The 22,536-nt window shown below is 69.7% G+C and carries 26 protein-coding genes; 2 read left to right on the top strand and 24 right to left on the bottom strand.

The window, feature by feature from the left end; all coding sequences use genetic code 11:
- Positions 1-98 precede the first annotated feature (98 nt).
- The 4 genes from AB4039_RS10485 to AB4039_RS10470 all read right to left on the bottom strand — a co-directional run bounded on the left by AB4039_RS10485 (position 99) and on the right by AB4039_RS10470 (position 4,722).
- Positions 99-1,496: an NAD(P)H-hydrate dehydratase gene (locus AB4039_RS10485; protein ID WP_266841168.1), complete on the bottom strand. Its 1,398-nt coding sequence runs from the start codon at positions 1,494-1,496 to the stop codon at positions 99-101.
- A gap of 109 nt (positions 1,497-1,605) precedes the next feature.
- A complete protein-coding gene (locus AB4039_RS10480) occupies positions 1,606-1,974 on the bottom strand; it encodes a holo-ACP synthase (RefSeq protein WP_266841166.1) in 369 nt (122 codons plus the stop codon).
- 11 nt (positions 1,975-1,985) lie between these two features.
- A complete protein-coding gene (gene glmS / locus AB4039_RS10475; protein ID WP_266841165.1) occupies positions 1,986-3,836 on the bottom strand; it encodes a glutamine--fructose-6-phosphate transaminase (isomerizing) in 1,851 nt (616 codons plus the stop codon).
- Positions 3,837-3,939: 103 nt separating this feature from the next.
- The gene (locus AB4039_RS10470; protein ID WP_442270547.1) at positions 3,940-4,722 is read right to left on the bottom strand and encodes a hypothetical protein; all 783 of its coding nucleotides are present in this window, start codon (positions 4,720-4,722) and stop codon (positions 3,940-3,942) included.
- A 254-nt stretch (positions 4,723-4,976) separates the two neighbouring features.
- Here AB4039_RS10470 and coaA point away from each other — a divergent pair, with 254 nt between their 5' ends.
- On the top strand, positions 4,977-6,041 hold the full coding sequence (coaA, locus tag AB4039_RS10465; protein WP_266841162.1) for a type I pantothenate kinase: 1,065 nt from the start codon (positions 4,977-4,979) through the stop codon (positions 6,039-6,041).
- 28 nt (positions 6,042-6,069) lie between these two features.
- Positions 6,070-7,035: a DUF389 domain-containing protein gene (locus tag AB4039_RS10460; protein WP_442270546.1), complete on the top strand. Its 966-nt coding sequence runs from the start codon at positions 6,070-6,072 to the stop codon at positions 7,033-7,035.
- Positions 7,036-7,041: 6 nt separating this feature from the next.
- On the opposite strand, the gene glmM is transcribed toward AB4039_RS10460, so the two are convergent.
- The 20 genes from glmM to rplF form a co-directional block, all read right to left on the bottom strand.
- Positions 7,042-8,400, bottom strand: coding sequence for a phosphoglucosamine mutase (gene glmM, locus AB4039_RS10455; protein ID WP_266841159.1), 1,359 nt, complete (start codon positions 8,398-8,400; stop codon positions 7,042-7,044).
- 135 nt (positions 8,401-8,535) lie between these two features.
- Positions 8,536-9,051: a 30S ribosomal protein S9 gene (gene rpsI / locus AB4039_RS10450; RefSeq protein ID WP_030230680.1), complete on the bottom strand. Its 516-nt coding sequence runs from the start codon at positions 9,049-9,051 to the stop codon at positions 8,536-8,538.
- 42 nt (positions 9,052-9,093) lie between these two features.
- Complete coding sequence (gene rplM / locus AB4039_RS10445; protein ID WP_030230678.1) at positions 9,094-9,537, bottom strand: 50S ribosomal protein L13; 444 nt, start codon at positions 9,535-9,537, stop codon at positions 9,094-9,096.
- A 236-nt stretch (positions 9,538-9,773) separates the two neighbouring features.
- The gene (locus tag AB4039_RS10440; protein WP_266841156.1) at positions 9,774-11,030 is read right to left on the bottom strand and encodes a glycosyltransferase family 87 protein; all 1,257 of its coding nucleotides are present in this window, start codon (positions 11,028-11,030) and stop codon (positions 9,774-9,776) included.
- A gap of 209 nt (positions 11,031-11,239) precedes the next feature.
- Entirely contained in the window at positions 11,240-12,859 is a 1,620-nt protein-coding gene (locus tag AB4039_RS10435; protein ID WP_442270545.1) for an ABC-F family ATP-binding cassette domain-containing protein, read from the bottom strand.
- An 81-nt stretch (positions 12,860-12,940) separates the two neighbouring features.
- Positions 12,941-13,792: a tRNA pseudouridine(38-40) synthase TruA gene (gene truA, locus AB4039_RS10430; protein ID WP_266841152.1), complete on the bottom strand. Its 852-nt coding sequence runs from the start codon at positions 13,790-13,792 to the stop codon at positions 12,941-12,943.
- A gap of 97 nt (positions 13,793-13,889) precedes the next feature.
- Entirely contained in the window at positions 13,890-14,366 is a 477-nt protein-coding gene (gene rplQ, locus AB4039_RS10425) for a 50S ribosomal protein L17 (RefSeq protein WP_007265921.1), read from the bottom strand.
- Between the two features lie 92 nt (positions 14,367-14,458).
- Positions 14,459-15,481: a DNA-directed RNA polymerase subunit alpha gene (locus AB4039_RS10420; protein ID WP_007265920.1), complete on the bottom strand. Its 1,023-nt coding sequence runs from the start codon at positions 15,479-15,481 to the stop codon at positions 14,459-14,461.
- 150 nt (positions 15,482-15,631) lie between these two features.
- Entirely contained in the window at positions 15,632-16,036 is a 405-nt protein-coding gene (gene rpsK / locus AB4039_RS10415; RefSeq protein WP_442270544.1) for a 30S ribosomal protein S11, read from the bottom strand.
- A 54-nt stretch (positions 16,037-16,090) separates the two neighbouring features.
- A complete protein-coding gene (rpsM, locus tag AB4039_RS10410) occupies positions 16,091-16,471 on the bottom strand; it encodes a 30S ribosomal protein S13 (RefSeq protein WP_007265919.1) in 381 nt (126 codons plus the stop codon).
- Between the two features lie 197 nt (positions 16,472-16,668).
- A complete protein-coding gene (gene rpmJ, locus AB4039_RS10405) occupies positions 16,669-16,782 on the bottom strand; it encodes a 50S ribosomal protein L36 (RefSeq protein WP_003956441.1) in 114 nt (37 codons plus the stop codon).
- Between the two features lie 73 nt (positions 16,783-16,855).
- Positions 16,856-17,077 carry a translation initiation factor IF-1 gene (gene infA, locus AB4039_RS10400; RefSeq protein ID WP_003956442.1) on the bottom strand — a complete coding sequence of 74 codons (222 nt, stop codon included), beginning with the start codon at positions 17,075-17,077 and terminating at the stop codon, positions 16,856-16,858.
- A gap of 138 nt (positions 17,078-17,215) precedes the next feature.
- Positions 17,216-18,067 carry a type I methionyl aminopeptidase gene (gene map / locus AB4039_RS10395; RefSeq protein ID WP_266841150.1) on the bottom strand — a complete coding sequence of 284 codons (852 nt, stop codon included), beginning with the start codon at positions 18,065-18,067 and terminating at the stop codon, positions 17,216-17,218.
- 93 nt (positions 18,068-18,160) lie between these two features.
- Positions 18,161-18,808 (bottom strand): adenylate kinase, encoded by a 648-nt coding sequence (locus AB4039_RS10390; protein ID WP_266841149.1) that lies wholly within the window; start codon positions 18,806-18,808, stop codon positions 18,161-18,163.
- Positions 18,808-20,121, bottom strand: coding sequence for a preprotein translocase subunit SecY (gene secY / locus AB4039_RS10385; RefSeq protein ID WP_266841147.1), 1,314 nt, complete (start codon positions 20,119-20,121; stop codon positions 18,808-18,810). Before secY ends, AB4039_RS10390 begins: the two co-directional genes overlap by 1 nt.
- A 188-nt stretch (positions 20,122-20,309) precedes the next feature.
- Positions 20,310-20,765 carry a 50S ribosomal protein L15 gene (gene rplO / locus AB4039_RS10380; protein WP_030230657.1) on the bottom strand — a complete coding sequence of 152 codons (456 nt, stop codon included), beginning with the start codon at positions 20,763-20,765 and terminating at the stop codon, positions 20,310-20,312.
- A gap of 1 nt (position 20,766) precedes the next feature.
- Complete coding sequence (gene rpmD, locus AB4039_RS10375) at positions 20,767-20,949, bottom strand: 50S ribosomal protein L30 (RefSeq protein ID WP_005313525.1); 183 nt, start codon at positions 20,947-20,949, stop codon at positions 20,767-20,769.
- Positions 20,949-21,551 (bottom strand): 30S ribosomal protein S5, encoded by a 603-nt coding sequence (gene rpsE / locus AB4039_RS10370; protein WP_266841145.1) that lies wholly within the window; start codon positions 21,549-21,551, stop codon positions 20,949-20,951. Before rpsE ends, rpmD begins: the two co-directional genes overlap by 1 nt.
- A 45-nt stretch (positions 21,552-21,596) precedes the next feature.
- Positions 21,597-21,980 (bottom strand): 50S ribosomal protein L18, encoded by a 384-nt coding sequence (gene rplR, locus AB4039_RS10365; RefSeq protein ID WP_030008471.1) that lies wholly within the window; start codon positions 21,978-21,980, stop codon positions 21,597-21,599.
- Between the two features lie 2 nt (positions 21,981-21,982).
- Positions 21,983-22,522, bottom strand: a complete 540-nt coding sequence (gene rplF / locus AB4039_RS10360; RefSeq protein ID WP_266841143.1) for a 50S ribosomal protein L6 — start codon at positions 22,520-22,522, stop codon at positions 21,983-21,985.
- Positions 22,523-22,536: the final 14 nt, after the last annotated feature.

Here is a 22,536-nt window from a genome sequence, read left to right as displayed (position 1 = left end):
CCGCCCGGCCGCGTGGCACCCGGCCCCGGCCGGGGGCACGGGGGCAGAGCCGGGCTGCCGGGGTCAGGGCGCATGGGCGGGGGCAGGGCGTGGCGGGGTCAGGACGTGACGTCGCGCCACGCCGCCGGAAGGGCGGCGGCCACCTCGTGCGCCACCACCGGAGCCCCGTCGGCGGCCAGCCTCCCGGCCAGCCCGTGGAGGTACGCCGCCACCGACCCGGCGTCGAGCCCCGACAGCCCGCCCGCCAGCAGGGCCCCGGCCAGCCCCGACAGCACGTCCCCGCTCCCGGCGGTGGCCAGCCACGGGGTCCCGGTCGGGTTCACCCGGACCGGGCCGGGCCCGGCGGGGGCGACCAGCGTCGTCGACCCCTTCAGCAGCACGGCCGCCCCGTACCGCCCCGCCAGTTCCCGCGCGGCGGCCAGCCGCCCGGCCTCCACCGACTCCCTCGGCACCCCCAGCAGCGCCGCCGCCTCCCCCGCGTGCGGGGTCAGCAGGGTCACGGCCCGGCGCCCCCGCACCACGTCGGGGTCCAGTCCCCGCAGCCCGTCCGCGTCCACCAGCACCGGCACGTCCCGGTCGGCCAGCGCCCGCGCGACCTCCGCGGTCCGCCCTGCCCCGATCCCCGGTCCGACCACCCAGGCCTGCACCCGGCCCCGCCCGACCAGCACCTCCGGGTAGCGCGCGAGGACGGCGTCCGCCGCCGGCCCCACGTACCGCACCGCGCCGGCGCCGCCCCGCAGCGCCCCCGCGACGGCCAGTACCGCAGCGCCCGGGTACTGCTCCGACCCGGCGACGACCCCGACCACGCCCCGCCGGTACTTGTCGCTCGACGCCGTCGGCACGGGCAGCAGGCCCGCCACGTCGGCGTGCTGGAGGGCTTCCAGGCCGGGCTCCGCGAGGTCCAGCCCGATGTCGACCAGCCGCACCGCGCCCACCCGCGAGGCCCCGGGGTCGATCAGCAGCCCCGGCTTGTACGCGCCGAAGGTCACCGTCGCGTCGGCCGCCACCGCCGGGCCCGTCACCTCGCCGGTGTCCGCGTCGACCCCGCTCGGCAGGTCCACGGCGACCACGAGCGCGCCCGCCGGGATCCGTTCCGCCAGCGCGGCGGCCGCCGGCCGCAGCCCGCCCCGGCCGCCGATCCCGAGCAGCCCGTCCAGGACGAGGTCCGCCCGCTCCGGGACGGACCTCTCGACCCGGCCCCCGGCGGCCCGCAGCGCGGCGAGCCCGCCCGGGTGCATCCGCGCCGGATCCATCGGCACCGCCGTCACCCGGGCCCCGCGCCGCGCCAGCCGCGCACCCGCGTACAGGGCGTCGCCGCCGTTGTCCCCCGGGCCGGCCAGCACCACGACGCGGGAGCCGTACACCCGCCCCAACAGCCCCGCGCACACGGCGGCCAGCCCGGCCGCGGCCCTCGCCATCAGGGCGCCTTCCGGCAGCCGGGCCATCAGCTCGCGCTCGGCGGCCCGTACGGTCTCCACGCTGTAAGCAGTACGCATGGCACCAGCGTGCCCGAAGGCCGGCCCCGGTGGCCGCAGCCCGGGGCCCCGGCCCGCACCCGTTACCCGGCCCGGCACCCGTACCCGTACCCGTACCCGGACCCGAGCCCTACCTCTCCGCGATCACCACGGCGGACGCGATCCCGGCGTCATGGCTCAGCGAGATGTGCCAGGACGTCACACCGAGCGCCTTCGCCCGCGCCTCGACCGTCCCGGACACCCGCAGCCGGGGCTGCCCGGACTCCTCCACGTACACCTCGGCGTCGGTCCACAGCAGCCCGCCGGGCGCGCCGAGCGCCTTGGCCAGGGCCTCCTTGGCCGCGAACCGGGCGGCGAGCGAGGCGGTCCCGCGCCGCTCGCCGCCCGGCAGCATCAGCTCGGAGTCGAGGAAGAGCCGCCGCGCCAGGTTCGGCGTCCGCTCCAGCGCGGCCCCGAACCGCTCGATCTCCGCAACGTCAATCCCCACACCGACGATCACAACAACCCCAACTACTCCACGGTCACGGACTTGGCGAGGTTACGCGGCTGGTCCACCTCGTTGCCCCGCGCCGTCGCCAGCTCGCACGCGAACACCTGCAGCGGCACCGTCGCCACCAGCGGCTGGAGCAGCGTCGGGGTCGCCGGGATGCGGATCAGGTGGTCGGCGTACGGGACCACCGCCTCGTCGCCCTCCTCCGCGATCACGATCGTCCGCGCCCCACGCGCCCGGATCTCCTGGATGTTCGAGACGATCTTGTCGTGCAGGACCGAGCGCCCGCGCGGGGACGGTACGACCACCACCACCGGCAGGTCCTCCTCGATCAGCGCGATCGGACCGTGCTTGAGCTCGCCCGCCGCGAAGCCCTCGGCGTGCATGTACGCCAGCTCCTTGAGCTTGAGCGCGCCCTCCAGCGCCACCGGGTACCCGACGTGCCGCCCGAGGAACAGCACGGTGTCCTTGTCGGCCAGCGAACGCGCGAGGCTCCGTACCGGCTCCATCGTCTCCAGCACCGTCTCCACCGCACCGGCGATGTCCGACAGCTCCCGGATCACGGCCTCGATCTCGTCGCCCCACTTGGTGCCCCGCACCTGCCCGAGGTACAGCGCGACCAGGTAGCAGGCGACCAGCTGCGTCAGGAACGCCTTGGTGGAGGCGACGGCCACCTCGGGACCGGCGTGCGTGTACAGCACGGCGTCCGACTCCCGCGGGATCGTCGATCCGTTGGTGTTGCAGACGGCCAGCACCTTGGCCCCCTGCTCGCGGGCGTGGCGCAGCGCCATCAGGGTGTCCATGGTCTCGCCGGACTGCGAGATCGCGATCACCAGCGTCCGCTGGTCGAGGATCGGGTCGCGGTAGCGGAACTCGCTGGCGAGCTCCGTCTCGCAGGGGATGCGGGTCCAGTGCTCGATGGCCAGCTTCGCGATCATGCCCGCGTGGTACGCCGTACCGCACGCCACGATCACGACCTTGTCGACCTCGCGGAGCACCGCGGCGGGGATGCGCACCTCGTCCAGGGTCAGCAGACCGCTCGCGTCGATCCGGCCGAGGAGGGTGTCGGCGACGGCCTTGGGCTGCTCGGCGATCTCCTTGAGCATGAAGTAGTCGTAGCCCCCCTTCTCGGCCGCCGAGGCGTCCCAGTCCACGTGGTACGCGCGCACGTCCGCGGGCGCCCCGAGGAAGTCCGTCACCGTGACCTCGTCGCGGCGCAGTTCGACGACCTGGTCCTGTCCCAGTTCGATCGCGGAGCGGGTGTGGGCGATGAAGGCCGCCACGTCCGAGGCCAGGAAGTTCTCGCCCTCCCCCACCCCGACCACCAGGGGGGAGTTGCGGCGGGCGCCGACCACCACGTCCGGCTCGTCGGCGTGGACCGCGACGAGGGTGAACGCGCCCTCCAGGCGCCGGCACACCTGCCGCATCGCCTCGGCCAGGCCGCCCCCGGTGGCCGAGAACCGCTCGGCGAGCAGGTGTGCGACCACCTCGGTGTCCGTCTCGGACACCAGCCGGTGCCCGCGCTCGGCCAGTTCGGCGCGCAGCGCGGCGAAGTTCTCGATGATGCCGTTGTGCACGACGGCCACCCGGCCGGAGTTGTCCAGGTGGGGGTGGGCGTTGACGTCGGTGGGCCCGCCGTGGGTCGCCCACCGGGTGTGCCCGAGTCCGGTGGAACCGGCCGGCAGCGGGTGCCCGACGAGCTCCTTCTCCAGGTTGACCAGTTTCCCGGCCTTCTTGACGTTGGCGAGTTCGCCGTCGGCGAGGACCGCGATGCCGGCCGAGTCGTAGCCGCGGTACTCCAGCCGCTTCAGTCCGGCGATGACCACATCGAGCGCAGACTGCGCTCCCACGTAACCCACAATTCCGCACATAGGGCGCAGCGTACGCGCTGGTCGGCCGTCTGCCCCGTACCCGAACAAGACGAAACCCCGCCCGGCGAACCGCCGGGCGGGGTGGACGTGCGGGCGCGGAGGGTCAGCCGAGCTTCTTGACCTGAGCGTCGATCAGGGCCGTCGGGGAATCGGCCTTGCCCAGGAGGCTGATCGAGCTGAAGGAGGCCACCGTGCCGCCCTTGCGCGCCATGACGAGGAGCAGGGTGCCCTTGTCGCCGCCCTCCATGTCGACGGTGAGGGCCAGGCTGACCGCCTCGTCGCCGGCGGTGACGGCCGGGCCCGCGGCCACGCTCTCGTACTTGGTGGTGTCGCCCTCCGAGGTGGAGGAGAACCCGCCCGCGCAGATCTGCCCGGCGGTCTTGAAGGCCGCGAGGGTCTCCTGCGCGCCCTGGCCCTCGTAGGAGGACAGACCGGTCAGGGTCGCGGTGGTGCCGAGGGCGTTCTTGACCGCTTCCAGCTTCTCCTCGGGCGAGGCGCCGGCCGCGGGCTCCTTCGGCTTGGCGCCCAGCGTGGTGCGGGCGACGCCGGACGGCTTGCCGACCTTCTGGAGGGCCTGGGTCTGCACCAGGACCTTGCAGGCGGGCTTGTCGGTGGCGACCTGGGTCTCGTCGACCTTGGACAGCTTCGCGGCGGCCTGGGCGTTGATCACGTAGTCGGGGACCTCCGCCTGCGTGACCAGCAGGCCGGCCAGCTCCGCGTCCGTCTTGCCCTTCGCGACGGGAGCGGCCGATGGCGCGGACGGCCGCGGGTCGGGCTTGGCATCGCCCCCGGTGTCGGCCTTGTCGGAGCCACAGGCGGTGGCGAGCAGGGCCAGGGACACCGCGGAGGCGGTCAGGACGGTACGACGGACGAGGGTGCTGCGCACGAAGGATCCCCCCAGGGAAAAAGACACCGCACGCACACGGAACGGCGTCGCGGTAGCGATCAATGTACGACCCGCCCGATCGCCCCGCCGGAGTTCCCGGCCCCGGAGGCCGATCGTGATCGGCATGAGACGGGACGGGGTTCCGATCGATACCCACACCCGTACAACCCCACCACCTGCGCCTTCGACGGGACCGTCGGCCACGTGACCGACCCCACCACCCACGACCGGCCCCGAGCCCCGACAATGGCCCTGTGATCACTTCGCCGCCACGAAGCACGCCGGACAGCGCAACGGAGCGCCCCGTCGGATCGGAGCACCCCACGCACCCCGAGCCTGCCGCGCATCCCACGCGCCGCCGGGGCCACGAGGCCTCCCCCTACGTCGACCTCACCCGCGCGGAGTGGAGCGCCCTGCGCGAGCGCACGCCGCTGCCCCTGACGGCGGAGGAGGTCGAGCGGCTGCGCGGTCTCGGTGACGTCATCGACCTCGACGAGGTGCGCGACGTCTACCTCCCGCTCTCCCGCCTGCTCAACCTCTACGTCGGCGCCACCAGCAACCTGCGCGGCACCCTGAACACCTTCCTCGGCGACGCCGGCAACGGGCACGGCGCCCAGCAGGGCACCCCCTTCGTCATAGGCGTCGCCGGCTCGGTCGCGGTGGGCAAGTCCACGGTGGCCCGCCTGCTCCAGGCCCTCCTCGCGCGCTGGCCCGAGCACCCCCGCGTCGAGCTGGTCACTACGGACGGGTTCCTGTACCCGATGAAGGAGCTCCAGCGGCGCGGCCTGACCGCCCGCAAGGGCTTCCCGGAGTCCTACGACCGCCGGGCGCTGACCCGTTTCGTCGCCGACATCAAGGCGGGCAAGGACGAGGTCACGGCCCCGGTCTACTCGCACCTGATCTACGACATCGTCCCGGAGGAGCGGCTCGTCGTGCGCCGCCCCGACATCCTGATCGTCGAGGGGCTGAACGTCCTCCAGCCGGCCCTGCCCGGCAAGGACGGCCGCACCCGCGTCGGCCTGGCCGACTACTTCGACTTCAGCGTGTACGTGGACGCGCGGCCCGAGGACATCGAGCGCTGGTACCTCAACCGCTTCCGGAAGCTGCGCGCGACGGCGTTCCAGAACCCCTTCTCCTACTTCCGCAAGTACACCCAGGTCTCCGAGGAGGAGGCCCTGGAGTACGCCCAGACGATGTGGCGGACCATCAACAAGCCCAACCTGCTGGAGAACGTGGCGCCCACCCGCGGGCGCGCCACCCTCGTCGTGCGCAAGGGCCCCGACCACAAGGTCCAGAAGCTGAGCCTGCGCAAGCTCTGAGCCGGCCCCGGGCGGCTAGGGTGCGGGCATGCTGCATCTGAGGATGATCACCCCGCACGCCCTGACGGAGCAGGTCGTGCAGCTGATCGACCGGACGGTCGGCACCACGCACCTGGTCGTGCTGACCGGCGCCGCCCGCGACCCCGCGGGCGACGTGGTGATGTGCGACGTGGCCCGCGAGGCGGCCGACGAGCTGCTGCAGGAGATGCGCGCGCTCGGCCTCGACGCATCGGGGTCGATCGCCGTCGAGCACATCGACCTGTCGATCTCGCGACGCGCCGACATGGCGGAGGAGGAGGCTCCGGGCGAGGCCGCGGACGCGGTGATCTGGGAACAGCTCGCCGAGTCCACCCACGAGGAGTCCACCCTCACGATCACCTACAGCGTGTTCATGATCATCGCCACGATGATCGCGGCCTGCGGCGTGGTCCTGGACAACGCGGTCCTGATCGTCGGCGCGATGGCCGTCGGTCCGGAGTTCGGGCCCCTCGCCGGGATCTGTACGGGCCTGGTGCAGCGCGCCCCGAGGCTGACCGCGCGCTCCGCGGTCGCCCTGCTGGTCGGCTTCGCCGCCGCGATCGTGGGGACGACCGTGTTCAGCCTGGTGATGGACGCCCTCGGGCTCTTCCACGAGAGCATGCTGGACGACCCCCGGCCCAACACCAGTTTCATCTGGCAGCCCGACCCGTTCTCCTTCGTCGTGGCCCTGCTCGCCGGCGTGGTCGGCATGCTCTCGCTGACCTCGGCGAAGTCCGGCGCCCTGGTCGGCGTGGCCATCTCGGTCACCACCGTCCCCGCGGCCGCCAACGCCGCCGTGGCCCTGTCCTACGGGGACCTCGGCCAGATGTGGGGTTCGGCCATACAGCTGTCGCTGAACCTGCTGGGCATCGTCCTGTCCGGGACCCTCACCCTCGTCGCCTGGAAACTGCTGTGGCGCACCCAGCAGGGCCGGATGATCCGCCCGCCGGGTGCGCCACGGCACACCTCGCAGTAGCCGGGGCTAGCCGAGCGCCGACTTCACCACGTCCGCCAGCCGCCCGGCGACCGCGCGGGCCTGCTCGATGTCGGCGGCCTCCACCATCACCCGCACGAGGGGCTCGGTGCCGGACGGACGCAGCAGCACCCGGCCGGTGGTGCCCAGCTCGCGCTCGGCGTCGGCGACGGCCGCGGCCAGCTCGCCGGAGGTCGCGACCCGGGACTTGTCCACGTCCGGGACGTTGATCAGGATCTGCGGCAGCCGCGTCATGACCCCGGCCAGATCGGCCAGCCCCCGCCCGGTGGCGGCGACGCGCGCCGCCAGCATCAGGCCGGTCAGCGTGCCGTCGCCGGTGGTCGCGTGGTCGAGGATGATCACGTGGCCGGACTGCTCGCCGCCCAGCGCGTAGCCGTGCTCCTTCATCGACTCCAGCACGTAGCGGTCGCCGACCCCGGTCTGCACGACCTGGATGCCCTCGGCCTCCATCGCCAGCTTGAAGCCCAGGTTGGACATGACGGTGCCGACCACGGTGTTCTCGCGCAGCTGGCCCGCCTCGCGCATGGCCAGGGCCAGCACGGCGAGGATCTGGTCGCCGTCGACCTCGGCGCCGGTGTGGTCCACGGCCAGGCAGCGGTCGGCGTCGCCGTCGTGCGCGATGCCGAGGTCGGCGCCGTGCTCGACGACGGCCGCCTTGAGCAGTCCCAGGTGGGTGGAGCCGCAGCCGTCGTTGATGTTGAGGCCGTCGGGCTCGGCGCCGATCGTGACGATCTCCGCGCCCGCGCGGGTGAAGGCCTCGGGCGAGACGTAGGCGGCCGCGCCGTGGGCCTCGTCGAGGACGACCTTCAGGCCGTCGAGCCGGTTCGGCAGGACCCCGATGAGGTGGGCGACGTACTTGTCGAAGCCCTCGGTGTAGTCGGAGACGCGGCCGACGCCGTCACCGGTGGGGCGGTCCCAGGGAGCGCCCGTGCGGTGCTCCTCGTAGACCGACTCGATCCGGTTCTCCAGGTCGTCGGCGAGCTTGTGGCCGCCGCGCGCGAAGAACTTGATGCCGTTGTCGGGCATGGCGTTGTGGCTGGCGGAGAGCATCACGCCGAGGTCGGCGCCCAGCGCACCGGTGAGATACGCCACCGCCGGGGTGGGCAGCACACCGACGCGCAGGACGTCCACGCCGGCGCTGGCGAGGCCCGCGACCACCGCGGCCTCCAGGAACTCGCCCGACGCGCGGGGATCGCGGCCGACGACCGCCGTGGCCCGGTGGCCCGCGAAGGTGCCCGCCTCGGCGAGTACGTGCGCGGCCGCCACGGAGAGGCCGAGCGCGAGCTCGGCCGTCAGATCCGCGTTGGCGACGCCTCGTACACCGTCCGTCCCGAAGAGTCGTCCCACTGTTGTCCTCCCGAGTTCACGCTTCGCTTTGTGACCGCTTGTGACAGGTATTGCCGCTTATGGCGGTAAACGAACCGCCCCGACAGCACGGAGAGTGCTGCCGGGGCGGTTTCGTTGCAGAACAGCAGGCGCAGATTAACGCTTGCTGTACTGCGGAGCCTTGCGGGCCTTCTTGAGACCGGCCTTCTTGCGCTCGACCGCACGGTCGTCGCGGGAAAGGAAACCGGCCTTCTTCAGCGCCGGGCGGTTGTTGTCCACGTCCGCCTCGTTCAGCGCACGGGCAACGCCGAGGCGCAGGGCACCGGCCTGACCGGAGACGCCGCCACCCGCGATGCGGGCGATGACGTCGTAACGGCCGTCAAGCTCGAGGAGCTTGAAGGGCTCGTTGACTTCCTGCTGGTGCACCTTGTTGGGGAAGTAGTCCTCAAGGGTGCGACCGTTGATCTTCCACTTGCCGGTGCCCGGAACGATCCGGACGCGGGCGATGGCGTTCTTGCGACGGCCCAGGCCGGCGGCCGGCTGGGGGTCACCGAAGCGACCGGCAAGCGACTCGGAGGTGTAGTCGCCCTCGACGACGACCTCGGACTCGGTGGTGTACTCCTCGACGCCCTCGAACTCTTCGACGGGGGTCTCGGCGGTGGTCTCGGCCACGATGCTCCTCAGAATTTTCTACGTCTTAGGGGGTGGCCGGAACTACTGCGCGACCTGGGTGATCTCGAACGGCACCGGCTGCTGGGCAGCGTGGGGGTGCTGGTCGCCCGAGTAGACCTTCAGCTTCGAGAGCATCTGACGGCCCAGGGTGTTCTTGGGGAGCATGCCCTTGATGGCCTTCTCGACGGCCTTCTCCGGGTTGTTCGCCAGGAGGTCGTCGTAGCGGACCGAACGCAGACCGCCCGGGAAGCCGGAGTGGCGGTACGCCATCTTCTGGGTCGCCTTGTTGCCGGACAGGTGAACCTTGTCGGCGTTGACGATGATGACGAAGTCGCCCATGTCCATGTGGGGGGCGTAGGTCGGCTTGTGCTTACCCCGCAGGAGGGCAGCGGCCTGGGTCGCCAGACGGCCGAGGACAACGTCCTGGGCGTCGATGACGAGCCACTGGCGCGAGATGTCGCCGGGCTTGGGGCTGAACGTACGCACGCGTATGCCTTCGCTTCTTCAGTGGTGGGTCATCCCATAGGGCACGAGCCCCGCGGGAAGGGTCCTGACAGGGTCACCACGGACGATCACGACAGCCGCTTGTCCACATCGGGGACGCAACCCGTGTGAACCGCTGGTCATCGGCCCGGTGGACCGGCGTAAGGCCCTTTCACGTGAGAATGAGAAAGCCAATACGCATAACAAACCAGCAGAGTACCCAAGAAGACCCGTACGGGTCAAAACGCGGTCCGCGATGCCGATGCTGCTGGCGTCGCGGCGCACTCCGGTTCGGTCCTGGGTGGGGACCCCGCAGTTGTTACGGGTCCCAGAGTAACCCGACCGGAGCGCAGCACACGACGCAGCAGCAGACCCGCGAGCCCGCACAGGGCCGCCATGTCCCTGAAAGCGCGCCGCTTGTGGGCCAGCTCGGAGGGCCACGGGACGAGGGCCGTCTGGGGCGTCAGGGCCAGCCAGAACCAGGGCGAGCGCGGCATCGACCCCTCCCGCACCCCCGACGCCAGCAGCGGCGGCAGCACCACCAGCAGGTAGTGGTCGAAGGAAGGCCGCGACACCAGGAATGCGGCGAGCATCACCATGCACGAGGTCTCCGTCAGCCGCAGCGCACCCCCGTCGGTCTCCCCTTCCGAACGCCGCCACCGCACGCGCACCGCCCACAGCCCGGCCAGCGCCCCCGCGCCCGCCAGCACCACCGCCACCGCCTCCGGCAGCCCCAGCCGCGGCAGCACCGCGATCGGCGAGGCGTCCCAGGGCAGCGCGTAGGCGTCCTGCCCCTTGAAGAGGAACGGCAGGGTCTTGGTGAAGAACAGCGTCGGGCTCGGCATCAGCAGGGCCCCCACGAGCGACAGCCCCACCGGCACCAGCACCGCCCCCGCCAGGCCCCGCCACTGCCGGGCCAGGACGAAGAGCAGACCGACCGGTACCAGCATCGGCTTGCAGGCGATCGCCAGCCCCACCACCAGCCCCGCCGCGGCCCACGAGCGCCGGTGCGCCAGCAGCAGGGCGACCGGCAGGGCGGCCGCCGAGATCGCCGTCCAGTTGCCGATCAGCACGAGGTTCGCGTACGGCTTGTAGGCCAGCGCGAGGAGCCCGAGGCCGCCCACCGCGAACCGGGAGCACAGCGGCACCGCGAACAGCCGCAGCGAGGCCCACCAGCCGACCCCCACGAGCCCGGTCATCCCCAGCGGCAGCAGCCAGCGCAGCGCCTCCCGCGGAACCATCGCCTCCGGCACCGCCATGATCACGGCGCTGGGCAGGTACAGGAACCGCTTGTCCTCGTACGGCGAGACCCCCGACAGCAACGCGTCCGCGGCCTTGACCACGAACGCGTTGTCGGAGCCCCAGTTCGGGCGCAGGCTCGTCGAGACCGAGACCGTCAGCAGGACCAGCAGCGAGACGGCCCGCCAGGACCACGGCGCCGGCTCCACCAGCCAGGCGGTCCGCCGCCCGGCCGCTGACGGGCGGTCCCACTTCATGAGCCAGATGCTAGGCCGCAGCCCCACAGCGCCTCCCCCTCGCCCCGCAGGGGTCGACGGCCCCTACCGCTTGCGATCGACCCTACGTTCGTCCCGGACGGGCTCCTGAGACAGCTCCCACACGCCGCCCTCGCACCCTTCGGCCCAGGGGCCTCAAGGGCTTCGGCCGGCTGCGCCGGACTCCGTCCGTCGAACGAACGGTCCGCGTTTCAGCGCTTGCGATCGACCCTGCGTTCGTCCCAGACGGGCTCCTGAGTCTCCCGCACGACACCGTCCGAACCGAAGACCAGGTAACGGTCAAATGTCCGCGCGAACCAGCGGTCGTGCGTCACGCACAGCACCGTGCCGTCGTACGACTCCAGCCCGTCCTGCAGGGCCTCCGCCGACTCCAGGTCGAGGTTGTCCGTCGGCTCGTCCAGCAGCAGCGCGGTGGTGCCGGCCAGCTCCAGCAGCAGGATCTGGAAACGCGCCTGCTGCCCGCCCGAGAGCTTCTCGAACGGTTGTTCCGCCTGACGCTCCAGCTCGTAACGGCGCAGGGCGCCCATCGCCGCGCCCAGCGGCTTCGCCGCCTCCGTCCACAGGATGTCGACGAGCGTGCGGCCGAACAGCTCCGGATGCGCGTGCGTCTGCGCGAAATGGCCCGGCAGCACCCGTGCGCCCAGCTTCCAGTCGCCCGTGTGCTTGACGTCCTCGCCCGCCAGCAGCCGCAGGAAGTGCGACTTGCCGGAACCGTTCGAGCCGAGCACCGCGACGCGCTCCCCGTAGAACACCTCCAGCGAGAAGGGCTTCATCAGCCCCGTCAGCTCCAGGTTCTCCACGGTCAGCGCGCGCACCCCCGTCCGCCCGCCCTTCAGCCGCATCCTGATGTCCTGCTCGCGCGGCGGCTCCGGCGGCGGCCCGGCCTCCTCGAACTTCTGGAAGCGCGTCTGCATGGCCCGGTAGCGCGAAGCCATGTCGGGGCTGGAAGCCGCCTGGTTGCGCAGCCGCAGCACCAGCGCCTTCAGCCGGGCGTGCTCCTCGTCCCAGCGCCGCTTGAGCTCCTCGAACCGCGCGAAACGCTCCTTGCGGGCCTCGTGGTACGTCCCGAAGCCCGCGCCGTGCACCCACACGTCGCTGCCCGTCGGGCTCGCCTCCAGGCTGATGATCTTCTCGGCGGCCTGGGTCAGCAGCTCCCGGTCGTGGGAGACGAACAGCACCGTCTTGCGGGTGGCCCGCAGCTGCTCCTCCAGCCACCGCTTGCCCGGCACGTCCAGGTAGTTGTCCGGCTCGTCGAGCAGCAGCACCTCGTCCGGCCCGCGCAGCAGCGCCTCCAGGACCAGGCGCTTCTGCTCACCGCCCGACAGCGTGCGCACCTCGCGGAACTGCGCGCTGTCGTACGGGATCGCCAGCGCGGCCATGGTGCAGACGTCCCACAGCGTCTCCGCCTCGTAGCCCTGGACGTCCGCCCAGTCGCTGAGCGCCTGCGCGTACGCCATCTGCGCGGCCTCGTCGTCCACCGTCAGGATCAGCTGCTCGGCCCGGTCCACGGCCTTCGCGGCCTCCCGGATCCGCGGCTGCGCCACCGACACCAGCAGGTCCCGCACCGTCGTCTCGTCCCGCACCGAGCCCACGAACTGCGACATCACGCCGAGCCCGCCGCTGATGGAGACCCCGCCGCCGTGCGGCTGGAGCTCACCGGAGATCAGCTTCAGCAGCGTGGTCTTGCCGGCCCCGTTCGCCCCGACCAGGGCGACGACCGACCCCTCCCCCACACGGAAGGAGACGTCGGGGAGCAGGACCCGCCCGTCGGGAAGGTAGTACTCCAGGTGGCTGGCTTCGAGATGTCCCATGCGGGGCATTCTCCCGGGCCACGGGGCACCGCCCAAATGCTTTGCGGCGCGGCCCGTCCCTGCGGGCGCCGCGGGCACCGCTCAGCAGCAGCCGGCCCCCGGCAGGGTGCGCATGTTGCGCGCTTCCTTGCTGCGGGCGGCCAGCAGCTCGTCCGCCGGGTAGCCGACCTCCTCCAGGGTCAGTCCGTGCGGCTTCACCACGTGCACCGAGGAGTCCCGTACGGCGGCGGCCAGGACCTGTCCGGGCCACTCCACGGGCCGGTGGCCGTCGCCCACGTGCAGCAGGGCTCCGACCAGGGAGCGGACCATGTTGTGGCAGAAGGCGTCGGCCCGCACCGTCGCCGTGACGATCCCGTCCGCGTCCCGCACCCAGCTGAGCTCCTGGAGCGTACGGATGGTCGTGGCGCCCTCGCGCTTCTTGCAGTACGCGGCGAAGTCGTGCTCGCCGAGCAGCGCGGCGGCGGCCTCGTTCATGGCGTCCACGTCCAGCGGCCACTGGTGCCACAGCACGTGCCCGCGGCGCAGCGGGTCGACGCCGGCCTGGTGGTCGCCGACCCGGTAGGCGTAGCGGCGCCAGATGGCGGAGAACCGGGCGTTGAAGCCCTCGGGGGCCTCCGCGGCCTTCCAGACCCGTACGTCGTGCGGCAGCCGGCCCGCGAGGCGGCGCAGCAGCTTGTCGTGGTGTTCGGCCCACACCTCTTCGGCCAGGTCGAACTGCGCGACCTGTCCGCGCGCGTGCACCCCGGCGTCGGTGCGCCCGGCGACGGTCAGGTCGACGGGCTCCTTGAGCCGCATCACGGTCTGCAGGGCGCTCTCCAGCTCGCCCTGCACGGTCCGCAGCGTCCGCTGCTTCGCCCAGCCGGAGAAGTCCTTGCCGTCGTACGACAGGTCCAGCCGCACCCGGACGTGACCGGGCTCCACCTCGTCACTCACGTGACAGATCCTCTCTCAGAGATGCAGAACGGGCCCGCCCCGGGAAGGGGGCGGGCCCGTTCAGAGCCGATCAAGAAAACTCGATCCCGGAGCGGGATCAGGCCTCCTTGGTCTCCTCGACAGCCTCGGTCTCGGTGGCCTCGGCCTTGGCCTCCGCCTCCTTGACCGCGCGCTTGGTGGCGGCCTCGGCCTCACCGGTGGCCTGCTGGGCGACCGTCAGGGCCTCGACCAGCTCGATGACCGCCATCGGGGCGTTGTCGCCACGACGGTTGCCGATCTTGGTGATGCGCGTGTAACCACCGGGGCGGTTCTCGTAGCGCGGGGCGATCTCGGTGAACAGCGTGTGCACGATGCTCTTGTCCGTGATCGTCTGCAGCACCAGGCGACGGTTGTGGATGTCGCCCTTCTTGGCCTTGGTGACCAGACGCTCGGCGTAGGGACGCAGGCGACGGGCCTTGGCCTCGGTGGTGGTGATGCGGCCGTGCTCGAAGAGCGCCTTCGCGAGGTTCGCGAGGAGGTGCTTCTCGTGCGCGGCGGAACCGCCCAGGCGGGCACCCTTTGCGGGACGCGGCATGGTGTTACTCCTTCATATCTGCACCGGCCGTGTCAGGTACCGGTGTCAGTTCCCCCGAGGCGGACGCCGCGGGAAAGATCTACGGGTGCTGCTTAGTACTGCTCGGTCTCGACGAAACCGGCGTCCGCGTCGTCGTCGGCGCCGAAGGCGTCGGCGGCGGCGGTCGGGTCGAATCCGGGCGGGCTGTCCTTGAGGGCCAGGCCCATGCCGGCCAGCTTCGCCTTGACCTCGTCGATCGACTTCGCACCGAAGTTGCGGATGTCGAGCAGGTCGGCCTCGGAGCGGGCGACGAGCTCACCCACGGAGTGGATGCCCTCGCGCTTGAGGCAGTTGTACGACCGAACGGTGAGCTCCAGCTCCTCGATCGGCAGCGCCAGGTCGGCGGCCAGGGCGGCGTCCGTCGGGGACGGGCCCATGTCGATGCCCTCGGCGTCGATGTTGAGCTCGCGCGCCAGACCGAACAGCTCGACCAGGGTCTTGCCGGCGGACGCCATGGCGTCGCGCGGGCGCATGGCCTGCTTGGTCTCGACGTCGACGATCAGCTTGTCGAAGTCGGTGCGCTGCTCGACTCGGGTCGCCTCGACCTTGTAGGTGACCTTGAGGACCGGGCTGTAGATGGAGTCGACCGGGATGCGGCCGATCTCCTGGCCCAGCTGCTTGTTCTGGACGGCGGAGACGTAGCCGCGACCGCGCTCGACGGTCAGCTCCATCTCCAGCTTGCCCTTGCCGTTGAGCGTGGCGAGGACCAGGTCCGGGTTGTGCACCTCGACACCGGCCGGGGGCGCGATGTCGGCAGCGGTGACCAGGCCGGGACCCTGCTTGCGCAGGTACATCACGACCGGCTCGTCGTGCTCCGAGGAGACGACCAGCTGCTTGATGTTGAGGATGATGTCCGTGACGTCTTCCTTGACGCCCGGCACGGTGGTGAACTCGTGCAGGACGCCGTCCACGCGGATGCTGGTGACAGCGGCACCCGGGATGGAGGACAGGAGGGTACGGCGCAGGGAGTTGCCGAGGGTGTAGCCGAAGCCCGGCTCCAGCGGCTCGATCACGAACCGCGAGCGGTACTCGTCGACGACCTCTTCGGTCAGCGAAGGACGCTGAGCGATAAGCATGTCTGTGTTCCTTCAGTCGTGGACGCCCACTATTTGACGCCCGACGGGTGCAGCACATGGCTGCGGACTAACAAGGGTACGGGCGGCACGTCCCCCGTGAGGGGTTCGTACCGCCCGGACACTCAAGAACGCACAGGTGCGTCCGCTGCGTCAGACGCGGCGGCGCTTCGGCGGGCGGCAGCCGTTGTGCGGGGTGGGGGTGACGTCCTGGATCGAGCCGACCTCGAGGCCGGYGGCCTGGAGGGAGCGGATCGCGGTCTCGCGGCCSGAGCCSGGRCCCTTSACGAAGACGTCAACCTTGCGCATGCCGTGCTCCTGCGCGCGGCGGGCGGCCGACTCGGCGGCCATCTGCGCGGCGAAGGGGGTGGACTTGCGCGAGCCCTTGAAGCCGACGTGGCCGGCAGAGGCCCAGGAGATCACGTTGCCCGAGGGGTCCGTGATCGAGACGATGGTGTTGTTGAACGTGCTCTTGATGTGGGCGTGCCCGTGAGCGACGTTCTTCTTTTCCTTGCGGCGCACCTTCTTGGCAGCGCCCTGACGACCCTTGGGGGGCATCTAAATCTCCTACGGGAGGTGGTCGGTCCTACAGCGCAAGACCGCTGAACAGGACTACTTCTTGCCCGGCTTCTTCTTACCGGCGATCGCGCGACGCGGGCCCTTGCGGGTACGCGCGTTCGTGCTGGTGCGCTGACCGTGAACCGGGAGACCGCGACGGTGGCGGATACCCTGGTAGCACTGGATCTCGATCTTGCGGCGGATGTCGCCCTGGATCTCGCGGCGGAGGTCACCCTCGGTACGGAGGTTGGCGTCCACGTACTCGCGGATCTTGACGAGGTCCTCTTCGGCCAGGTCACGAACGCGGGTGTTCGGGTTCACGCCGGTGGAGGCGAGGATCTCCTTGGACCGGGTGCGCCCGATACCGAAGACGTAGGTGAGTGCGATCTCCACGCGCTTTTCGCGCGGGATGTCAACACCGGAAACGCGTGCCACAAATGGCTCCTGTGTGTTCGGGGGTCTTCCGCAGAACCACTCCCGACCGCCGACCACCCTGATGGGTGGTGGTACGTCCGGGTCCCCGGCCCCCGCCGGAGGTGCCGCCGGCCCTTCTCAGGGCTGGGCGGGTTCTGCGTATGTACGTTTTCTTACGTCGCGCGAAGAACTGCGGAAGGCAGGTCGGTCGGCGTGCGTCAGCCCTGGCGCTGCTTGTGGCGCAGGTTGTCGCAGATGACCATGACCCGACCGTGACGGCGGATCACCTTGCACTTGTCGCAGATCTTCTTGACGCTCGGCTTGACCTTCATGTTGGTGAGGTTCTCCGGGTCAGTGCCACCACCCGCACCGGGACGGATGCCCAGGCAGGAGTGAGGACAAGATCTACTTGTATCGGTAGACGATCCGGCCACGCGTCAGGTCGTACGGAGACAGCTCCACAACGACCCGGTCATCCGGGAGGATGCGGATGTAGTGCATACGCATCTTGCCGCTGATGTGCGCAAGGACCTTGTGACCGTTCTGCAGTTCCACCTTGAACATCGCGTTCGGGAGGGACTCGATCACGGTGCCCTCGATTTCGATGGCACCTTGCTTCTTGGCCACGCTTCGCCCTTCGAATCGGCTACCTTGATCGGCTTCGCGCTCCATGCAGGCATGGAAGTGCACGAGAGCCGACGAGTCAGTCTACGTCAGGGCACCCAGAAAGACGAATCCGGAAAGTTTGCCCCAGAGTGTAGATCATTACGCCAGGGGGTCGGGAGCCGTGGTGACCCCGTACTCCGCCAGCTTCGCCTTGCCACAGTCAGGGCTGGTCAGGACGATGGGACCCGCCTCGGTCAGGGCGATGGAGTGCTCCCAGTGCGAGGACCAGGTGCCGTCCGTCGTGATGACCGTCCAGTCGTCCGCCAGTACCTCCGTCTGGGCGGTGCCCAGGGAGACCATCGGCTCGATCGCCAGGCAGAGGCCCGGGACCAGCTTGATGCCCTTGCCCCGCTTGCGCGAGACGTAGTTCAGCAGGTGCGGGTCCATGTGCATCTCGGAACCGATGCCGTGGCCGCCGTAGTCCTCGATGATCCCGAACTTGCCGAGGCTGTGCTCACCGGTGGACGGCCGCGGCTGGCGCTTGATGTACGTCTCGATCGCCTTCGAGATGTCCACCAGACGGTTTCCGAGCTTCATCGCCGCGATACCGGCCCACATGGACTCCTCGGTGACCCGGGAGAGCTCGACCAGCTCCGGAGCGTGCCCGGTGCCCACGAAGGCCGTGTAGGCCGCGTCGCCGTGCCAGCCGTCCACGATCGCCCCGGCGTCGATGGAGATGATGTCGCCGTCCCTGAGGACCGTCTTGTCGTCCGGGATGCCGTGGACGACGACCTCGTTCACCGAGGTGCAGATGGTCGCGGGGAAGCCGCCGTAGCCGAGGAAGTTCGACTTGGCCCCCGCGTCCGCGATCACCTTGCGGGCCACCATGTCCAGATCACGCGTCGTGGCGCCCGGTACGGCCGCCTCGCGGGTCGCCGCGTGGATCGCGGCGACGACCAGCCCCGCCTCTCGCATCTTCGCGATCTGCTCGGGGGTCTTGATCTGCACCATGGGGGCGTGCCTTCCAGCTTCGAAACGGGTCTTCTCAACAGTACGGCCGCGATGCCCTGGGGACACCGCGGCCGTACCTGTACGACAGGGGTACTACTTCTTGAGGGCGTCCATCGCCCGCTTGGTGATCTCGTGCACCTCACCGAGGGCGGCGATCGTCACCAGGAGGCCCTGCGACTTGTAGTAGTCGATGATCGGCTCGGTCTGCGTGTGGTAGACCTCCAGCCGGTTGCGGACCGTGGCCTCGGAGTCGTCGTCGCGCTGGTACAGCTCGCCGCCGCAGGTGTCGCAGACACCCTCGGTCTTCGGCGCCGCGTACGTCACGTGGAAGACGTGCGAGGAGTCCAGCCGGCAGATCCGCCGGCCCGCGATGCGCTTGACGACCTCGTCCTCCTCGACCTCCAGGTCGAGGACCGCGTCGAGCTTCATGCCCGCGCCCGTGAGCATCTCGTCCAGCGCCTCGGCCTGGGAGACGTTGCGCGGGAAGCCGTCGAGCAGGAAGCCGTTCGCGGCGTCCGCCTGCTCCATGCGGTCCTTGGCCATGCCGATGGTGATCTCGTCGGGGACGAGGTCACCGGCGTCCATGAACGCCTTCGCGCGCCGGCCCAGCTCCGTGTTCTGGCTGATGTTGGCGCGGAAGAGGTCGCCCGTGGAGATGTGCGGGATCGACAGGTTCTTGGCAAGGAACGCGGCCTGCGTTCCCTTGCCCGCACCGGGAGGTCCGACGAGGACGATTCGCATCAGCGGAGGAACCCTTCGTAATTGCGCTGCTGGAGCTGGCTCTCGATCTGCTTCACGGTTTCCAGACCCACACCCACGATGATGAGGATGCTCGTCCCGCCGAACGGGAAGTTCTGGTTCGCTCCGAAGCCCGCCAACGCCATTGTCGGCACGAGAGCGATCAGACCCAGGTACAGCGACCCCGGCCAGGTGATCCGGTTGAGTACGTAGCTCAGGTACTCGGCGGTGGGCCGGCCGGCGCGGATGCCCGGGATGAACCCACCATACTTCTTCATGTTGTCGGCAACTTCCTCGGGGTTGAACGAGATCGCCACGTAGAAGAACGCGAAGAAGACGATCAGGAGGAAGTAGGCGGCGATGTAGTACGGGTGGTCGCCCTTGACGAAGTGCTTCTGGATCCAGGTCGCCCAGGCGGCCTGCGAGCCGCTGAACTGCACGATCAGCGCCGGGATGTACAGCAGCGACGAGGCGAAGATGACCGGGATGACACCGGCCTGGTTCACCTTGAGCGGGATGTAGGTGGACGTACCGCCGTAAGCCCGGCGGCCGATCATGCGCTTGGCGTACTGAACAGGGATCCTGCGCTGCGCCTGCTCGACGAAGACCACCAGGGCGACCATCGCGAGACCGACCAGGATGACCACGCCGAACTCGACCCAGCCTCCAGCGATCTTGCCCTGGAGCTTGATCGTCCACAGCGCCCCGACGAAACCGGCGGCGATGGAGATGAACATGAGGATCGACATGCCGTTGCCGATGCCGCGGTCGGTGATGAGCTCACCGAGCCACATGACGACACAGGTACCAGCGGTCATGGTGATCACCATGACGACCGTGGTGAAGATCGAGTGGTTCGGGACGATCTCCCGAGCGACCGGGCAGCTACCGAACAGAGCACCGGTACGCGCGGTGGCGACCAGGCCGGTGCCCTGCAGGATCGCGAGCGCGACCGTCAAATAGCGCGTGTACTGAGTGATCTTCGCCGTGCCGGACTGTCCCTCTTTTTTGAGGTTCTCCAGCTTCGGGATGACCACGGTCAGCAGCTGCAGGATGATGCTGGCGGTGATGTACGGCATGATGCCGAGCGCGAAGATCGTGATCTGCAGCARCGCACCGCCGCTGAACATGTTGACGAGACCGAAGAGGCTGTTGCTGGTGCCCATCGAGTCGACACAGATCTGAACGTTCTTGTAGCTCACGCCGGGTACCGGGATGTGGGACCCGAGCCGATACAGCACGATGATGCCGAGCGTGAAGAGCAGCTTCTTGCGCAGGTCGGGCGTCTTGAACGCCCGGGCGAACGCGGTGAGCACGGTGCCTCCTGCGACCCCCGCGCTACTGCGTCAGAGGTGACGGTCTGAGGGATCGACGAATACGTACGAGCAAAGGTGCAGGCCACCTTACCGGCGTCTGCGCCCCCCGTGGAACGACCAACCGGGGATGCCCCATATGTGAGGCATCCCCGGTCGGGTTTCTAGCTATTTGTCACTGAGGTTTCGTCTTAGACGAGCTCGGTGACGGTGCCGCCGGCAGCGGCAATCTTCTCCTTGGCGGAGGCGGAGACGGCGTCAACCGAAACCGTCAGCGCCACGGAGATCTCGCCCTGGCCCAGGACCTTGACGAGGCTGTTCTTGCGAACCGCGCCCTTGGCGACCAGGTCGGCCACCGTGACCTCTCCACCCTCGGGGTAGAGAGCGCCGAGCTTGTCCAGGTTGACAACCTGGAACTCGGTGCGGAACGGGTTCTTGAAGCCCTTGAGCTTCGGCAGGCGCATGTGGAGGGGCATCTGCCCACCCTCGAAGCGCTGCGGGATCTGGTAGCGGGCCTTCTGGCCCTTCGTACCACGACCGGCCGTCTTACCCTTCGACGCCTCACCACGACCGACACGGGTCTTCGCGGTCTTGGCGCCGGGGGCGGGACGGAGGTTGTGGGCCTTCAGCGGGCTGCTCTCAGCCATGTTAGTCAACCTCCTCAACCGTCACGAGGTGGCGGACGGTGTGAACCATTCCGCGGAACTCGGGGCGGTCCTCCTTGACGACGACGTCGTTCAGGCGCTTGAGCCCGAGCGAACGCAGCGTGTCGCGGTGGTTCTGCTTGCTGCCGATGTACGACTTCGTCTGCGTGATCTTGAGGCGAGCCATTAGACACCCGCCCCAGCACGTGCACGAAGCAGAGCCGCGGGGGCGACGTCCTCGAGGGGCAGACCACGGCGAGCCGCGATCTCCTCGGGACGCTGCAGGCCCTGGAGGGCCGCCACGGTCGCGTGCACGATGTTGATCGCGTTGTCGGAGCCCAGGGACTTCGACAGGATGTCGTGAACGCCGGCGCACTCCAGAACGGCGCGCACCGGGCCACCGGCGATAACACCGGTACCGGGGGAAGCAGGCTTCAGCAGGACAACGCCGGCCGCCTTCTCGCCCTGGATCGGGTGCGGGATGGTGCCCTGGATGCGCGGAACCTTGAAGAAGTTCTTCTTGGCTTCCTCGACACCCTTGGCAATGGCCGCGGGAACTTCCTTGGCCTTGCCGTAACCGACACCTACAGTGCCGTCACCGTCGCCCACCACGACCAGCGCGGTGAAGCTGAAGCGGCGACCACCCTTGACAACCTTGGCGACGCGGTTGATCGCGACAACGCGCTCAACGTAAGCGGTCTTCTCGACGGCAGCACCACCGTCGCGACCCTTCCGGTCCCGCCGCTCGCCGCCACCGGCACCGCTTCCGCGGCGCTGGGGTCCAGCCATTGGATTACCTCTCTCTGTTACGTCCGTGAGTCCCGGAACCGGGGCTTAGAACTTCAGCCCGGCTTCGCGGGCGGCGTCAGCCAGAGCGGCAATGCGCCCGGCGTATCGGTTGCCACCGCGGTCGAACACGACGGTCTCGACACCCGCGGCCTTGGCACGCTCGGCGACGAGCGCGCCGACAGCCTGGGCCTGCGAGCTCTTGTCGCCTTCGCCACCGCGGATCGAAGCGTCCAGGGTCGACGCGGACGCCAGGGTGTGACCCTGGAGGTCGTCGATGACCTGAGCAACGATGTTGCGGTTCGAACGCGTCACGACGAGGCGCGGACGCTCCGCCGTACCCGAGACGTTCTTGCGGATGCGGATGTGGCGGCGAGCCTTGGCAGCGCGCTTGTACGCGTCGCCCTTGGCGATCTTCACACCGTATGCCATGGCTACTTACCAGCCTTTCCGACCTTGCGGCGGATGACCTCGCCGGCGTACTTGACACCCTTGGCCTTGTACGGGTCGGGCTTCCGCAGCTTGCGGATGTTGGCGGCGACCTCGCCGACCTTCTGCTTGTCGATGCCCTCGACCGAGAACTTGGTGGGCGACTCGACCTTGAAGGAGATGCCCTCGGGCGCCTCGATCAGGATCGGGTGGCTGTAACCAAGCTGGAACTCCAGGTCGGAGCCCTTCGCGGCGACGCGGTAACCGACACCGCTGATCTCGAGCGCCTTGACGTAACCCGTGGTCACGCCGGTGATCATGTTCGCCACCAGCGTGCGGGACAGGCCGTGCAGGGCCTTGTTCTGACGCTCGTCGTTCGGGCGGGTGACGTTCAGAACGCCGTCCTCACCCTTGACGATCTCGATCGGCGCCTTGACGGTGTGCGTGAGGGAACCCTTGGGGCCCTTCACGGCGACCGTCTGGCCAACGATGGTGACGTCCACACCGGCGGGAACCTGGATGGGGAGCTTGCCGATTCGCGACATTGCTTTTCCTCCGT

Source organism: Streptomyces sp. M-16 (assembly GCF_052114405.1).
GTDB lineage: Bacteria > Actinomycetota > Actinomycetes > Streptomycetales > Streptomycetaceae > Streptomyces.
This window is presented reverse-complemented; position numbering and strand designations above follow the sequence as displayed.